The sequence below is a fragment of the Acinetobacter brisouii CIP 110357 genome, from assembly GCF_000488275.1.
GTDB classification, from domain to species: domain Bacteria; phylum Pseudomonadota; class Gammaproteobacteria; order Pseudomonadales; family Moraxellaceae; genus Acinetobacter; species Acinetobacter brisouii.
Window position 1 is genome coordinate 1,660,605 of record NZ_KI530762.1, and the last position, 14,556, is coordinate 1,675,160.

General features: G+C 42.6%; 14 protein-coding genes. 5 read left to right on the forward strand and 9 right to left on the reverse strand.

Annotated features, from left to right (window positions below; all coding sequences use genetic code 11):
- Positions 1-2: 2 nt before the first annotated feature.
- The 3 genes from rbbA to P255_RS07965 form a co-directional block, all read right to left on the reverse strand.
- Positions 3-2,792 carry a ribosome-associated ATPase/putative transporter RbbA gene (gene rbbA / locus P255_RS07955; protein ID WP_004900602.1) on the reverse strand — a complete coding sequence of 930 codons (2,790 nt, stop codon included), beginning with the start codon at positions 2,790-2,792 and terminating at the stop codon, positions 3-5.
- A 15-nt stretch (positions 2,793-2,807) separates the two neighbouring features.
- Positions 2,808-3,782, reverse strand: a complete 975-nt coding sequence (locus P255_RS07960; protein WP_004900599.1) for an HlyD family secretion protein — start codon at positions 3,780-3,782, stop codon at positions 2,808-2,810.
- A gap of 259 nt (positions 3,783-4,041) precedes the next feature.
- Positions 4,042-5,190 (reverse strand): glycerate kinase family protein, encoded by a 1,149-nt coding sequence (locus P255_RS07965; RefSeq protein WP_004900594.1) that lies wholly within the window; start codon positions 5,188-5,190, stop codon positions 4,042-4,044.
- 289 nt (positions 5,191-5,479) lie between these two features.
- Here P255_RS07965 and P255_RS07970 point away from each other — a divergent pair, with 289 nt between their 5' ends.
- Positions 5,480-6,205, forward strand: coding sequence for a phosphatase PAP2 family protein (locus P255_RS07970; protein ID WP_044450262.1), 726 nt, complete (start codon positions 5,480-5,482; stop codon positions 6,203-6,205).
- On the opposite strand, the gene P255_RS07975 is transcribed toward P255_RS07970, so the two are convergent.
- The 5 genes from P255_RS07975 to P255_RS07995 all read right to left on the reverse strand — a co-directional run bounded on the left by P255_RS07975 (position 6,168) and on the right by P255_RS07995 (position 11,603).
- A complete protein-coding gene (locus P255_RS07975; RefSeq protein WP_004900587.1) occupies positions 6,168-7,442 on the reverse strand; it encodes a sensor histidine kinase in 1,275 nt (424 codons plus the stop codon). The genes P255_RS07970 and P255_RS07975 overlap by 38 nt on opposite strands.
- A 112-nt stretch (positions 7,443-7,554) precedes the next feature.
- Entirely contained in the window at positions 7,555-8,235 is a 681-nt protein-coding gene (locus tag P255_RS07980) for a response regulator transcription factor (RefSeq protein WP_004900583.1), read from the reverse strand.
- A gap of 1 nt (position 8,236) precedes the next feature.
- The gene (locus tag P255_RS07985) at positions 8,237-9,886 is read right to left on the reverse strand and encodes a phosphoethanolamine transferase (protein ID WP_035365122.1); all 1,650 of its coding nucleotides are present in this window, start codon (positions 9,884-9,886) and stop codon (positions 8,237-8,239) included.
- A gap of 504 nt (positions 9,887-10,390) precedes the next feature.
- The gene (locus P255_RS07990) at positions 10,391-11,008 is read right to left on the reverse strand and encodes an acyltransferase (RefSeq protein WP_004900579.1); all 618 of its coding nucleotides are present in this window, start codon (positions 11,006-11,008) and stop codon (positions 10,391-10,393) included.
- Positions 10,998-11,603 (reverse strand): IMPACT family protein, encoded by a 606-nt coding sequence (locus P255_RS07995; protein ID WP_004900578.1) that lies wholly within the window; start codon positions 11,601-11,603, stop codon positions 10,998-11,000. The genes P255_RS07990 and P255_RS07995 overlap by 11 nt, the downstream gene beginning before the upstream one ends.
- Before the next feature lie 174 nt (positions 11,604-11,777).
- On the opposite strand from P255_RS07995, the gene P255_RS08000 reads away from it, so the two are divergent.
- Both P255_RS08000 and P255_RS08005 read left to right on the forward strand, forming a co-directional pair.
- Positions 11,778-11,966 (forward strand): hypothetical protein, encoded by a 189-nt coding sequence (locus tag P255_RS08000; protein WP_035365124.1) that lies wholly within the window; start codon positions 11,778-11,780, stop codon positions 11,964-11,966.
- A gap of 22 nt (positions 11,967-11,988) precedes the next feature.
- Positions 11,989-12,609 carry a glutathione S-transferase family protein gene (locus P255_RS08005; RefSeq protein ID WP_004900576.1) on the forward strand — a complete coding sequence of 207 codons (621 nt, stop codon included), beginning with the start codon at positions 11,989-11,991 and terminating at the stop codon, positions 12,607-12,609.
- Positions 12,610-12,655: 46 nt separating this feature from the next.
- Here the strand turns inward: P255_RS08005 and tsaD are convergent, their stop codons facing one another.
- Positions 12,656-13,669 carry a tRNA (adenosine(37)-N6)-threonylcarbamoyltransferase complex transferase subunit TsaD gene (gene tsaD / locus P255_RS08010; RefSeq protein ID WP_004900574.1) on the reverse strand — a complete coding sequence of 338 codons (1,014 nt, stop codon included), beginning with the start codon at positions 13,667-13,669 and terminating at the stop codon, positions 12,656-12,658.
- Positions 13,670-13,815: 146 nt separating this feature from the next.
- Between tsaD and rpsU the strand changes: the two genes are divergently transcribed.
- Both rpsU and P255_RS08020 read left to right on the forward strand, forming a co-directional pair.
- On the forward strand, positions 13,816-14,031 hold the full coding sequence (gene rpsU, locus P255_RS08015) for a 30S ribosomal protein S21 (protein ID WP_001136722.1): 216 nt from the start codon (positions 13,816-13,818) through the stop codon (positions 14,029-14,031).
- A 39-nt stretch (positions 14,032-14,070) separates the two neighbouring features.
- Positions 14,071-14,517, forward strand: coding sequence for a GatB/YqeY domain-containing protein (locus P255_RS08020; RefSeq protein WP_004900570.1), 447 nt, complete (start codon positions 14,071-14,073; stop codon positions 14,515-14,517).
- Positions 14,518-14,556: the final 39 nt, after the last annotated feature.

Genomic DNA, 14,556 nt, shown 5'->3' on the forward strand with positions numbered 1-14,556 from the left:
CACTATACCTCCTGCTTTTTCAGCACCAGCCCTGCCAAAAACACATAGACCACGCCAAAACCAAACAGAATCAGGTAATACCCGATAAAACTCTGAAAACTCAAACCTTTGGTAAAACCACCCAGACTAATCAACTGAAACCATGCAGTTGGGAAACACCAACCCACCCAGTAACCAATACCTGTCAGTGTGGACAATGGATAGAACAACCCCGAAAAATTCAGCGCAGGAATCATCGACAAAATCGCTGAACCAAAAATTGCCGCAACCTGAGATTTAACAAAACTGGAAATCAGTAAACCGAACGAAGTTGCTGCACAAATCAGGGCAAATGCACCCAATGCCATCGCAAAGAAATTACCGCGCACAGGCACACGCAGCACCACAACGGCAAGCCACACCAAAATCAAATAACTGCACATGGCAACGGCGATATACGGCAACTGTTTGCCAATCAAAAACTGCCGTACAGATGCAGGCGAAGTATACAAATTGGTAATCGAACCAATTTCCCGCTCACGTACCACGCCCAGCGCGGTCATCATTACAGGAATTAGCATGGTTGCCAGCATGATCATGCCCGGCGCCATCGCATAAATACTTTTAAAATCCTGATTATAGACATAGCGTGGCTGAAGCTGCACGGAGTCAGCGGTATTGAGTGAATAGCCCCTTTCCTGCAACTGGTCGTTTAAGTAGCTGGTTAATATGCCTAAAACAAACCCTTTAATATTTTCCGCGATAAAAGGTAAAGACCCATCAATATAGAAACCGACCTCAGGTTTTTCTCCTCGCATTAACTGCTGTCCAAAGTGCGGTGGAATATCAATCACCAGACGCGCCTGTGAACTTTTCAATGCGTAGTCAATCTGGTCACTACTGTCCAGATATTCGGTCAACTTAAAATAGCTCGATGCGGAAAAGTTTTGGATCAACTCACGACTTTCAATGGTCTGGTCACGGTCAAGTACCGCAAACTTGATTTTCTTGACGTCAAACGATACACCATAAGCCGCTGCCATCATTAAAATGACAGGGCCAATTAAGGCAAAAAACAGGCGAATCTTGTCACGAAATAACTCTTTTCCTTCACGGACTGCAAATGTCCAAACTGTTGCCAGCCAGTACAATACGCCTTGTGCCTGCGCCGAATTAAAGGCTGACAAATGACTTAAATCAGTAAATTCATGAGAGGCTTCCACAGGCGCTTCTGCAACCGCGGGAGTCGCTTGTTCCTGCTGTGAAGCCTCTTGCAAATAGGCAATAAAGGCTTCTTCAAGGTCTGTCGTTTGTTGCTGCTGACAAAGCTGTTCAGGTGAACCTACCGCTAGCACTTGCCCACGATGCATGAAGGAAATTCGATCGCAACGCGCGGCTTCATTCATAAAGTGGGTCGATACAAAAATGGTAATGCGGTCATCTCTGGACAAGCGTAACAAATGTCGCCAGAACATATCTCGTGCTGCGGGGTCAACCCCCGAAGTCGGTTCATCTAAAATCAACACTTCAGGATGATGTAAACAGGCTGCCGCAAGTTGCAACCGCTGGCGCATTCCCAACGAAATTTCACTGGGTTTGGTAGACGTAATACTTTCCAGATCAAATTCTTGTAAGGCAGCATCGACCCGTGCAGCAATCTTGGCTTCAGGCATTCGATAAAGCTGTGCATGCAAAACAAGATTTTGCCTGACTGTTAGCTCCTCATATAAAGAAAATGCCTGCGACATATAACCGACCCGTAAGCGGGTCTGCATATCGGAAGTTTCAATTTGTGTTCCAAGTAATTTGGCACTGCCTTCAGTGGCTTCAAGTAGCCCTGTCAGCATTTTCATGGTTGTGGATTTGCCACAGCCATTTGAACCCAAAAAGCCAAAAATTTCACCGCGCTCAATGGTGAAATTGACATGATCAACCGCAGTAAAATCACCAAAACTTTTGGTCAGGTTGACCGCCTCAATCGCTGGAGGTGAGTTTTCATCTTTAATAAATGGTGTGAGTTGCAAACCATGTTCATCGGTTTTTTTATCATCGGGCAACAGCTTGATATAGGCTTGCTCCAAAGTCTGACTTTGGGTTTGTTGCAACACAGTTTGGGTTGGGGCACTGGCAAGTAACTTGCCATCATCGATTGCCAGCAAATATTCAAAACGCTCGGCTTCATCAATATAGGCTGTTGAAACCAGTACCGTCATACCCTGATTTTCACTGCGTAGACTATCTACCAAACGCCAGAACTGACGACGGGACAACGGGTCAACCCCTGTGGTTGGCTCATCTAAAATCAGCAGTTCAGGCTGATGCACCAGCGCACAGCATAGGCTGAGCTTTTGCTTCATGCCACCAGACAATTTCCCCGCAGCACGCTCGGCAAATGGTGCCAACCCTGTTGCTTCTAGCAAGCGCTGAATATGTGCATGTCGCGCCTGTCGTGGCAAACCAAACAGCCGTGCATGAAAATCAACATTTTCATAGACCGATAAGGTCGGATAAAGGTTATGCCCCAAGCCTTGCGGCATAAATGCCACTTTGTGAGAAAGTGCCTGCTGCTGTTTTTTATTTGAAAGGTCGCAGCCTAGGACGTGTACACTCCCCGTCTGAATCACTTTAATCCCAGCAATTAAACTCAATAGCGTTGATTTTCCCACTCCATCTGGGCCAATCAGGCCGACTGTAACTCCTTTAGGAATCGTTAAGCTTACAGCATCGAGCGCCTGTACCTGACCATAACGATGTGTGACAGCCTGTATCACCACAGCATTTTCTACAGTGGCAGTGGCTTGTTGTTCTAACATGAGCTTGCCCTCGGGTTATGGCTGAGGCAGTTTAATTGCCCATTGCGGTGCCCAGTTCTTTTGCCGATCCAAACGCACATAACCATTACCCGTCATACCACCTTTGAGTAACTGGTTATAACGTATGGCAATCTCTGTCGGAATAGCGAGTTTGACTTTGTACATGAGTTTCTCGCGCTCATCGGCAGTTTCTACATATTTGGGTGTGAACTGTGCCTGATCAGCAATAAACTTGATTTTGGCAGGAAATACAGCATCTAGCCCGTCCAGCACAATACGAGCTTCATCACCTACTTTGAGTTTACCCACGGTATTGGTTGGTAGAAAAACGGTCATGCTGACATCACTCGGGTCCAGTAATGTCACTACTTTGCTACCTGCGGCGAGGACATTACCCACCTCAGCAATACGGTATTCTACACGCCCCGCTTTTGGCGCCCGAATCAGCATATCTTCATGAGTCGAATCAGCAGATTGGATCTGCGCCTGAGCCTGCCCCACGGCAGCAACAGCCTCAGCTTTCGCAGCCTGAGCAGCTTTGACTGCTGCAAGCTCGGCTTCATACGCTGCCTGACGACGGTCTAGCTCAGCTTTAGATACCAAAGCTTGTTGATATAATTGGCGAGTATTATCCAAGTCCAGTTTAGCGACTTTTTCCTGTTGACGGCGGGCACTAATTTCAGCATCGGCACGACTAACTGTTTCCTGCGCGCGGTCTTTACCTGCCTGTGCGGCCATCACCTGACTATTACTTTGTTCGGAAGAAAGCTGCGCCAAAACTGCATTTTGCTGAACGCTGTCACCTTCATTGACCATAAGCTGTTTGACTCGCCCAGCGTATAATGTTGCAACATCCAGACGCTGTAGTTCCAAGCGACCATTTGAAGTGGCAAAACCCTCAGGAAGATGATTTTTACTCTTATAATTCACCCAAACCGCAACACCAATCAGAGCAGCGATCACGACAACAACCAGCACCTTTTTCAGCATGATTTGTCACCCATTGTTAAATCATTTAAATTTATAAATATTTGTAATAATGCCGAGTTTAGCCCCTCTACTGGGCAATATTAAATCAGTAAAACTGATAAGGATAAGATAGTGAACGTCAAGATTATCATCTACCGTCATTTTTAGGCCATGTCTTTCCACCTCACCCATTCAATACCTGAAAATGGATCTGTAACTCGTAGGCCATCTATTGACAACTATCGAATAACTTTAAATATCAAGGATTATTTATTTGATTTTAATTATGATTTTTTAAAATTCGAGCAATATTCTCACAGGTACGTTCAAGGTTTTGCTGCCCATGCTGACAAGCAGTTGCCAAATCACAACAACGATCTAAAATACCAAAAATTGCAGTAAATCCTTCATGATACAGTTCATCAATCCCCTCACCGACATAACCCGCACAGGCAAATAACGGCTTATTGAACTGGCGAGTCACTTTAGCTACGCCGAGTGGTGTTTTGCCAAATTTAGTTTGAAAATCAATACCACCTTCACCTGTAAAAACATAATCTGCCTGTGCAATATGTTTCGCTAACTGGGTTTGCTCAATCACCAAATCAACGCCTGAATGTAAGTTTGCACCTGTAAATGCCATAAGTCCCGCTGCCAGACCACCTGCTGCGCCCGCTCCTGCAATATTGGCAACCTGAATTTGGCAGCACTGTGTAATTTTCTCGGCAAAATGCTGCAAGTTGGCATCAAGCTGTTGCACCATATCTGCATCTGCACCTTTTTGTGAGGCAAATACCGCTGAAGCTCCGTTTATCCCCGTTAAAGGATTGGTTACATCACTGGCGATCCAGATTTGAGTATGCTGTAAACGTGAGTCTAGCGCTGTCAGGTCAATCCGCTGAACCTGCTGCAACTGCCCACCTGCCAGCCCCATAGACAGTTCTTGTTCTTGGGCATCATAAAAACGCACACCGAGTGCCTGAGCCATGCCTGCACCCGCATCATTGGTTGCACTTCCTCCAAGCCCAATGATGATTTTTTCAACCTGATAGTCTAGCGCAGCACGGATCATCTCTCCCGTACCTAAAGTACTGGTCCGCAATGGGTTACGTAATTCAACAGGCAGTAAATCTAGCCCATTGGCTTTTGCCATTTCAATCACGGCAGTTTTTCCCTGATCAATCAATGCAAAATAGGTTGCTACTTTCTGTTCAGGTAAAGAACCTGACACCGTTACCTCAACACATTGTCCACCACATGCCAACAGCAAGGCATCCACTGTACCTTCCCCACCATCTGCCATCGGAACATGAATAAAATGTGCATCAGGAAAAATTTTGATAATGCCCCTTTGCATCGCTTGGCAAGCCTGCTGTGCAGTCATACTTTCTTTAAAGGAGTCTGGGGCAAGTACAAAGGTTTTTGGCATTTTATTCTCTTATGATCTCAATATATTGTTAAAATCTAAGTGATTTAAAGTTACAGGTCACGCTGATTTTAATTTTTATTTAGATAGACCTGCTTCATGATTGTTTATACACTTCTTTGTTTTTCTCCTTGAGCAACATTGAAATATATTTCAGTGCAGTACAAGAGAAATAAAACAGGCTGCTAGACGCCTGTTGTTTATACGGGATTACATCTCTTAAGTTTTACTCGGATAATTTAAGTTTTCTTATATAACTTAATGAATCAATTAAATTTATGGTTAATTTCTATTGAAATGGTTTGCTCCAGATTTTTCTCCATTTGAGAAAAACAATCTTGTGCTACTGATCATTGCAGCAGCAATCCTCTACTGGTTTTTTCCAGTGAAAGGCGCATTAGATCAAGCTCTCAGTCTGCCTTGGGTCGATGCACAAGGACATTATTATTTAAGAGACAATTGGTGGTTAAGCCATCTTGGACACGATGGGCTCAAACAAATCGTCTGGTTGATTGCATTTGGGCATTTGTATGTTCTCATCGCAGGATACTGGCAAGAAAAATGGCGCGCTTACCGCAGCTTATGTGCCTATGTATTAATGGCAATGATATTGAGTACCAGCACAATCGGTTTACTCAAATCCCAGTCCGAACATGCTTGCCCATGGAATATTGTCGAAATCCAGCATCAAACAGTGACTTGGAGCAAACATATTGTAGGTTTAGGCAAATGCTTTCCTGGTGGTCATGCCTCAGCAGGTTTTGCGCTGATTGCACTATATTTTGCACATCGCCAGTCACATCCTAAAGCGGCGCGCATCTTATTGGTGATCGGGTTACTTTTCGGCACAATAATGAGTGGCGTACAAATGCTGCGCGGTGCGCATTTCCTGAGTCATAACCTTTGGACACTGTGGTGGACATGGACGATTGACCTTGTCATTTATAGCATTCAGGCACATTATTTTCGTGTTGCTGTACCTATGACTGACTCGTCCATCTCAAAAACTTCAAACTAACCTGTAACCCATGCAAACATGCAGAAGGCTGAAAATGCATTTCTGCATGAATCTGCTCAAGCGCAGTCTGCACAATCGACAGTCCCAGACCGCTGCCCATCGCCTGATGTTGAGTTTTTTCCAAGCGCACAAAACGCTGCATGGCATTCTCATACTGACTCGGATCAATGCCATCCCCGTCATCATGAATATCAACATAGACATATTCATTATCAAAATTTATATTTAACAGCACTTTACCTCGCTCTGGATTATACTTGATTGCATTATCAAGCAAATTGAGCATAATCGTTTCGAGTGCAGTGGACAATGCAATAACATAGATGGGCGTCTGCTCATCCTGAACTTGCACCTGAATTTTAATCTGCCTTCTATCTGCACTAGCCAGCAGTTGTCCTACACAACGACGGACACAATCGAGCATATTCACAGGCTGCAATGTCTGTTTTTCTTGTATATCCTGATGCGCCATGCTCATAAGCTGCTCAACCAAATGTGACATACGTTTTAAGCTCTGCTCTAAATCCTGCAAAGTTTCAGCATAGACTTGGGTATCTTTTGCGGTCTTACTCAACAAGGAAACTTGCAAACGAATAGCCGTCAGTGGCGTACGCAGCTCATGTGCAGCATTGGCAATAAACATTTTTTGTTGCTGCTGCTCTTGTTCAATCCGATGAAATAAATGATTCAGCTCATCAATGGCAGGGGTAATTTCGGCAGGTAAATGTGCAATATGCACTTCTGACAAATCCGAATAATCACGCAATGCAAAAGTCTGTTTCAGTTCATCGAGTGGTTTAAGATGACGCCGAATCAGTTGATAAAAACCATAAATTGCAAATGGCATAAATAGCACATAGGGAATTAGCATGGTAAATGCCAATTGCTTGGCAAGATGTCGCCGTACTTTTACAAACTGGCTAATCTGAATTTGCCTGTCAGGCAAGGGCAACACATAAATCTTTAATTCGCCACGCGAAGAATGAATTTTTTGAAAATACGGTTCACTGGCATAACCCACCAGATAGTCTGGATGCTTTTCCCTATTTTGCAGCTCTTGCCTTGGTACAATATCAATAAACAGATCTGTTTCATCGTAAGGTCGACGCCTATCATAGGTCGATGTACGATAGGAAATATTATTTTTATCAAGGAAAGTTGCCATTTCCTGCATTTGCCGATCCAACACTTCTTCGGACTCTTGCAGAGAAATTTGATATGCAGACATCCCAATCATAAAAAACAATAGGATGCTAAAAATGCAAACGCTCAAGGACATCCTTGAGCTAAGTGGGAGTTTGCCATAAAAATGCTGAATGTACCGCCCGTAAGCAGCACATTTAAGCAGATTATTTTGTATGCGTTTCAATACAGTAGCCCAACCCGCGTACCGTGCGAATCAAATTTTTGCCGAGTTTTTGCCGCAGATTATGCACATGCACTTCAATCGTGTTGCTATTGATATCAGTCTGCCAATCATACAGCTTTTCTTCAAGAACCTGCTTGGAAAAAATCTGGTTCGGATACATCATCATCGGTTCTAAAATTGCCCATTCTTTTTGGGAAAGCTCAACTGTTTTACCCGCTTTCAACACGCGGTGGGTATTTGGAAAGAGCTGAATATTACCGACTTTAAAGCAAATTTCTTCATCTACATTAAAATGACTACGGCGCAGTACCGATTCAATCCGCGCCACCAGCTCTTCAAAGTCATACGGCTTGACCAGATAATCATCTGCACCCAGCTTTAACCCCAGAATTTTATCTTTACTCTGATCACGGGCACTAATAATAATAATGCCCATGCGGTTGAGATCAGCTTTCTTGCGTATGTGCTTGAGAATTTCCAAGCCATCAATTTCAGGCAAGCCCAAATCCAGCAATGCAATGTGATAAACATTACGAAATAGAAGATCTAGAGCCTGCAAACCTGTTTGTGCCCAGTCCACATGGAATTTTTCATGCTGTAATAATTGGTAAGTACTCTTACCAATCATCACGTCATCTTCAATATAGAGCACTCGAATCATGCTAAATTTGCCCTTTACAGCTCGATAACATATTTAATTTTGGATCAAGGACCTGAGTCTGGATATTTAACAGCCCCAAGAGCGTTGGGAACAGGTTATCCTGACTCCATGCACTGTCTTTATATTGTGACAGGCATTGATAAATTTTACTTTGATCAGACCACTGTTGCGAGAACCAGAACAACATCGGAATATGCGTTTGTTGTTTCGGTGCGACCATATATGGCGTACCGTGTAAATATAACCCACTTTCTCCTGTAGATTCACCATGATCTGATAAATACAGCATACTGCTGGCTACAGGTTGTTGTTTCAGTAACCCAATCGTCGATGCCAAAATATGATCTGTATACAAAATCGTATTGTCATAAGTGTTGATCAGGGCCTGATAATCACAGTTCTGGATGTTATTGGTTTCACAGGTTGGTGTAAATTTTTTAAATTCAGCAGGGTAACGCTTGTAATAAGCTGGGCCATGACTCCCCATTTGATGCAGGACAATCAATTGGCTTTGTTTCAGATGCTCAACATCTAAAGTTTTTAAATAATCAGTCAGTGCGTCAATCAGGATTCCATCACGACACTCATTCTTCTCACACCATTTTTTATAGCGTGGGTCATCTTTAGGTGAAATATAGTGTTTAATTCGGGCACAGACACCTTTACAACCTGAGTTGTTATCAATCCATGTGACCTGATAGCCTGCTCGCTGAGCAATATCGAGCAGCCCTTCGCGATGCGATGCCAGACCATCATCATAATCTTTACGAGGCATACCCGAGAACATACAAGGAACTGAAACTGAGGTTTGTGTACCGCAAGATTCAACATTAGTAAAATTAATAATATCGAGTTTGGATAGCTCAGGATTGGTTATTTTCGTATAGCCATTTAAACTGAAATTTTGGGCACGAGCTGTTTCACCCACGACAAGCACTAAAATTTTAGGCTTGGTTTGCGCGGCTGTAGCCACAACATGCGCATCTTGCCCATAGGGAACCAATGTTTTATCGCTGTGCTTAAACTGCTTAGTGAGATAGCTTGTGCCACTAGACAACACATTCAATGGTGAAATTTGCGCCTTGAGCTGACGGTGTTCACGGAAAATCGGAGCATACTGACTATAAAATGAAAAAAGCCCGCCACCCATGACGGCTAAAGCGATGACTAAACTTGCAAGCTTGGTCATTACGACTTTTTTAAAAGAATCCTGACGAATTTGAATAAAATACAAAGCGATCATCGGCAATACAATCGTTGCCAAACACCACAATAAAAATGGAAAAGACAACAGATCTAAAGTTTCATGCAAATCAGTTTGTGCCACATTTTCAATTTGTGAAGTGCTAACATCCACACCAAGCTGATTGACAAAATATGACGTCATACCTGTCAGAATAATCAACATAATGCTGAGTGTTTTTGCAATTTTACGCCAGTTCAACAACTGCAACACAAAGAAATAAAAAGTCCCAATTAATACAAATGTCACAAAAATAAATAAATAATTACTTATTCCCTGATATGAGCTGAGTTGGGAAATATTGCGATAAAAACTGAGGTTGGTGAATCCAGCTAACCAACATGCAACCAAACCATTAAACACTGCTAATGACAGGCTGATTTTATTTTTTGAAAGGTACATCAGCATAATAAAGATCATTGTCGATAGAAGATCGGCCATTACACCTTGCAAACCTTAAGACTTTCTTACAAATATTTTGATTTAAAATCAACAATTTAAGTGTAAATGTAAAGTTATGTAATTTTTAATCTTAATTTAGACCACATTTATTACAGGGAAAAATGTTATTTTATAATGTTTTATGCTGAAACTTGCCCAAAAGGTATGTTGCATTTTTATTACAATAAACCGTTTATTTTTTAGGCATTTAAAATTTAAAACACAATAAAATCATGTCACGAAGCGTTTAAATTCTCTTTTGTATTTTATCCACAGTACAAACTAAAATTAAAAAAACATCATATCCAAGATATTATTCGGTGAACCTATACATTACCGAACACATCCAAAAAATTTAAAATTAAATACAGAGCGCATTAAAAATATTCAATGTTCTAACTCTTAAAATATCTTTCGATTTAGTGCTATCAAGAACAAGTTTCACCAAGGTCGGCTAAATTGAGAGTGAGCTTATTTACGGAAACGAATGAACTTCGCAGGATTACCTGCAACTATCTGTTTGCTCGCAACATGTTTCGTGACCATGCTGTTCATGCCAACAATGGCATGATCCTCGATTTGCACACCGTCTTTCACCCCCACATGCGCACCAAGCCAAACATCACGTCCAACCTGAATACCTTGAGAACGTACAGGCTGCTGATAAATCGGTTCTGCCAAATCCATACCATGATCGAAGGCATACAAATGGCAATACGCTGCAAGACGCGCCTGATCACCCAAGGTAATACCTGCCCGTCCACCATCAAGGATACAATGGTGGTTGATCGCAACTTCATTACCTATCGTTAAAGGTCCATGCAAGGTACAGTCCGCTGCAATAAAGGTATTGTCACCAATCGTAATTTTGCGCCCACGTTCAGCAAAAATATGCGCTAAAGGTGAAATAAAACAGTTTTGACCAATTTCAACAGTTTCCATTTCCATGAGATAGGCCTGGTACTCTTGTTGCCATTGCTCCGCCCATAAACGATGCTTTGGTTTTAAAGTCCAATATAACCAAGGCATATAATTTAGGCGCTGTTTATGCTGCTCACGATATTTCAGTAATGGATCATCAGCCTGCATCTGGCAATTCCTCATCTAAGATGTGTAGTTGTTCGCGTCCACGGGTCACATCCTGAATTTTTTTAGCAAGGGCTTCGATTTGATGAATCTGCAACTTAGCCAGAACGGTGACGCCTTCGGCTGTATAGTCTTCCTGAAACTCAATGCCTTGCTGTTGCATTTCGTATTGAAAGATTGCCCATTCATTAAATAAGCACGAGAAAGAAACCTGTTTCTTTTCAATTAACTCAATTTTTTCAGCTAGTAATAAACATTGACCAGCACAGCCACCATAAGCACGAACCAAACCACCTGTGCCTAATTTAATACCACCATACCAACGGTTGACCAAAACCAGAACATTCGTCAACTCATTGCCTTCGATCGTGGCTAAAATAGGACGTCCAGCCGTACCTGATGGCTCACCATCATCATTGAAGCGGACGTGATGACCGATTTTCCATGCCCAACATTGGTGGGTCGTACTAGTATCTTTATACAAAGCCAAGAAATCTTTGACATCCTGTTCAGTTTCAACAGGAGTCGCATATGCCTGAAAACGACTTTTTTTGATCTCTTCCTCAAAACTCACCCGTGTTGCAATGGTAAATGGCATAACCCTGAATCAATCTAAAAATCTGGAGGCATATCATAAAAGGTCTAAGGGCTAAGCAAAAGAGCTTTTATAATTTTGCCCGAGAAATCATCACAAATTCAGCAATACTTTCAATAGCGTCTGCGCCTCAATAAATGAACACCACCAACTACCTCACCCCGATTCATAAATCCTGTGCAAGAATTTAGTGAAGAAATAAAAAAAACTGAGTTAGACTGGAAACTGATCAGTTATGCTCAGACGTATCATGTTTTTACAGTAAAAACTGCCAATCAAGCAGATGTTAAACCACATAACGAAAAATCATCAAAACGTGCCTTTCAAAGCATGTATGAACTTTTAGTAGAAGATGTTTTCCAATAACCTAAAACAGGATATTCATTTCATGTATACCTTATGGATTGGCAATAAAAATTACTCATCTTGGTCGCTGCGTGCATGGCTCAGCCTACGCGCACTGGATATTCCTTTTCAGGAACAGCTTAGCCCATTAAATCTGGGCAGTAGCAGTTACCAAAAATTCAAGGCATTTTCCCCATCTGGTAAAGTGCCTTGTTTAATTGATGGAGAACAAGTGGTTTGGGATTCATTGGCAATTATTGAATATGTTGCCGAACAATATCCCAAGCTATTGCCGCAAGACAAAGCAGCGCGCGCATGGGCACGCTGCGCAATGGCAGAAATGCACTCAGGTTTTATGGAATTGCGTTCACGCTGTCCAATGAACTGTGCATTAACAGGTATCGAGATAGAACATACACCTGCACTCGATCACGATATTCAGCGCCTAGATGAACTATTGCAACAAGGCCTGACCCAGTTTGGTGGTGTGTGGTTGGCAGGTAAAGACTTTGGTGCTGTCGATGCCTTTTTTGCACCAATCGCACTACGGGCAAAAAGTTATAGCCTCAAATTTTCTGAAGCCACTCAGCAATGGATGCAGCGTGTTTTGCAGCATCCTAATGTACAAGAATGGTGTCAGCAAGGTGAACAGGAAGACTTTTAATGCATAAAAAAGCCTGTTTTCACAGGCTTTTTTCTTACTTGCAGATTTATGCTTCTGGTGCTGTCAATTCAGTCATTGGCCAGCGTGGTGTTGTCGTCACAGATAATCCATCACATGCACCCGACTTCAAGCGCTGATAACCAGCAAATGCGATCATTGCACCATTATCTGTACACAGCGCAGGCTCTGCATAATAGACCTGAGCTTTAATCTTGGCGAGTTTTTGCTCCAGACTTTCACGTAAGCGTAGATTGGCACTCACACCGCCAGCAATCACTAAACGCTTTAAACCTGTCTGCTTTAAAGCTTTGACTGATTTCTTCACCAAAGTATCGACAATCGCCTCTTGGAAAGATGCAGCAATATCCGCATCGCGGTTCTCATCACCCAATTTTTTCATTTGTACTGAAACAGCAGTTTTTAAACCACTAAATGAGAAATCCAGACCTTGATGCAACATCGGACGTGGAAACTCAAAGGCTTCAGGATTACCATTCAGTGCCAACTTGGCAATATTTGGCCCACCTGGATAGGGTAAACCCATCATTTTCGCCACTTTATCGAAGGCTTCACCTGCCGCATCATCAATCGACTCGCCTAGCAACTCATACTGACCAATGCCGTAAGCTGCCATCAACTGAGTATGTCCACCAGACACCAACAACGCCACAAATGGAAACTCAGGCGGATTTTTGGAAAGTAGCGGTGCCAGCATATGCCCTTCCATATGATGCACACCGATCGCTGGCTTGTTTAATGCAAAAGCTAAAGTACGACCAAACAGTGCGCCTGTCATAAGCGCCCCCATCAAACCAGGGCCTCGGGTGTAGGCGATGGCATCAATCTGGTTTTTCTTGATACCGCTTTGCTGTAACAACTCATTGAGTAATGGAATTAATTTACGCACATGATCACGCGATGCCAACTCAGGCACCACACCGCCATATTCGGCATGTAGCTTAATCTGACTGTATAGTACTTGACCTAAAAGCCCCTGCTCACTGTCGTAAAGCGCCAGTCCAGTTTCGTCACAAGATGTTTCCAAGCCTAAAACAATCATTTAAATGCCTATTTTCACTATCCAAATTACAGCCATCGCTATTATAGACTTGTGATATGAGATGTAAATGAGTAAAATACTGACCTTCACTTGTGATCGAAGGCAATTCAGCCTAGATCTTATCCATAACTTAATGAGGATTCTTCATGCCACAAGTTAAATTGAAAGAAGGCGAACCAGTAGACGTAGCTATCCGTCGTTTCAAGCGTTCATGCGAAAAAGCGGGTGTTTTGGCTGACGTTCGTAAACGTGAATTTTACGAAAAACCAACTCAAGAACGTAAACGTAAAAAAGCTGCTGCTGTTAAACGCTACCAAAAGAAATTGGCTCGCGAATCAGTACGTACTACTCGCCTTTACTAAGATTAATTTGTGATTGATTGACTCACCTGGACAAAATAAATGACTACTTTAAAAAACCAAATAACTGATGTTTTGAAAGCCGCAATGCGTGCTAAAGAAATGGATAAGTTAACGGTAATTCGTAGTCTACAGGCAGCAATCAAGCAAATCGAAGTCGATGAGCGCATAGAGCTTGACGATACTCAGGTTCTTGCGGTCATTGAAAAGCAAATAAAACAACGTAAAGAATCGGTTAAAGCCTTTGAAGGCGCTGGCCGAGAAGATTTAGCTAGTAAGGAACAAGCCGAAATTGAAGTTTTATCTCAATTTCTACCAGAAGCTATGACTGAGGAAGAGCTTGATTCCATCATTGCACAGACTATTACTGCGCAAGAAGCTACTAGCATGAAAGATATGGGTAAGGTGATGAACTCTCTACGTCCGCTCATAGCCGGGCGTGCCGATCCTGCACTTGCATCTGCAAAAGTTAAAGCAAAACTCGCTTAAAACTTACAGTCTAAGCCAAAAAGACATCCCTCAGATTTT

What these genes read in the sequence shown, in the direction of transcription:
- rbbA (WP_004900602.1), bottom strand. Translation starts at nt 2,792, where the DNA reads ATGTTAGAACAACAAGCCACTGCCACTGTAGAAAATGCTGTGGTGATA.
- P255_RS07960 (WP_004900599.1), bottom strand. Translation starts at nt 3,782, where the DNA reads ATGCTGAAAAAGGTGCTGGTTGTTGTCGTGATCGCTGCTCTGATTGGT.
- P255_RS07965 (WP_004900594.1), bottom strand. Translation starts at nt 5,190, where the DNA reads ATGCCAAAAACCTTTGTACTTGCCCCAGACTCCTTTAAAGAAAGTATG.
- P255_RS07975 (WP_004900587.1), bottom strand. Translation starts at nt 7,442, where the DNA reads ATGATTGGGATGTCTGCATATCAAATTTCTCTGCAAGAGTCCGAAGAA.
- P255_RS07980 (WP_004900583.1), bottom strand. Translation starts at nt 8,235, where the DNA reads ATGATTCGAGTGCTCTATATTGAAGATGACGTGATGATTGGTAAGAGT.
- P255_RS07985 (WP_035365122.1), bottom strand. Translation starts at nt 9,886, where the DNA reads ATGCTGATGTACCTTTCAAAAAATAAAATCAGCCTGTCATTAGCAGTG.
- P255_RS07990 (WP_004900579.1), bottom strand. Translation starts at nt 11,008, where the DNA reads ATGCAGGCTGATGATCCATTACTGAAATATCGTGAGCAGCATAAACAG.
- P255_RS07995 (WP_004900578.1), bottom strand. Translation starts at nt 11,603, where the DNA reads ATGCCATTTACCATTGCAACACGGGTGAGTTTTGAGGAAGAGATCAAA.
- P255_RS08005 (WP_004900576.1), top strand. Translation starts at nt 11,989, where the DNA reads ATGTATACCTTATGGATTGGCAATAAAAATTACTCATCTTGGTCGCTG.
- tsaD (WP_004900574.1), bottom strand. Translation starts at nt 13,669, where the DNA reads ATGATTGTTTTAGGCTTGGAAACATCTTGTGACGAAACTGGACTGGCG.
- rpsU (WP_001136722.1), top strand. Translation starts at nt 13,816, where the DNA reads ATGCCACAAGTTAAATTGAAAGAAGGCGAACCAGTAGACGTAGCTATC.
- P255_RS08020 (WP_004900570.1), top strand. Translation starts at nt 14,071, where the DNA reads ATGACTACTTTAAAAAACCAAATAACTGATGTTTTGAAAGCCGCAATG.